General features: G+C 52.1%; 1 pseudogene. It reads right to left on the bottom strand.

What is annotated here, in order from left to right:
• Positions 1-437 (bottom strand): annotated as a pseudogene (locus tag ABD339_RS33570) (IS5-like element ISKpn26 family transposase); the annotation flags it as partial.
• Positions 438-609: the final 172 nt, after the last annotated feature.

Here is a 609-nt window from a genome sequence, read left to right as displayed (position 1 = left end):
ATGGTGGCATCCACCAAAGTGCCTTGGGTCATCATGACGCCTGCTTCGGCCAGCCAGCGATTGATGGTCTTGAACAATTGACGGGCCAGTTGATGCTGCTCGAGCAGGTGGCGGAAATTCATGATGGTGGTGCGATCCGGCAGGGCGCTATCCAGGGATAATCGGGCAAACAGGCGCATGGAGGCGATTTCGTACAGGGCATCTTCCATGGCACCGTCGCTCAGGTTGTACCAATGCTGCATGCAGTGAATACGCAGCATGGTCTCCAGCGGATAGGGCCGTCGGCCATTGCCCGCCTTGGGATAAAACGGCTCGATGACAGCGGTCATATTCTGCCATGGCAGAATCTGCTCCATGCGGGAGAGGAAAATCTCTTTTCGGGTCTGACGGCGCTTAGTGCTGAATTCACTATCGGCGAAGGTGAGTTGATGGCTCATGATGTCCCTCTGGGATGCGCTCCGGATGAATATGATGATCTCATATCAGGAACTTGTTCGCACCTTCCCTAACCTTTGTCTTTTTGTTCTGCGCAGCATATAAGAAAAAAAAGAAAAACAATAAGCAAATAATTAAGTCATCGACCCTTAACCCAGCGTTAAACCCTCCCCC

It is taken from the genome of Streptomyces axinellae (assembly GCF_039532135.1).
Lineage (GTDB): Bacteria > Actinomycetota > Actinomycetes > Streptomycetales > Streptomycetaceae > Streptomyces > Streptomyces axinellae.
The sequence above is the reverse complement of the archived record's forward strand: the minus strand, read 5'-3'. Positions and strand labels throughout refer to the sequence as shown.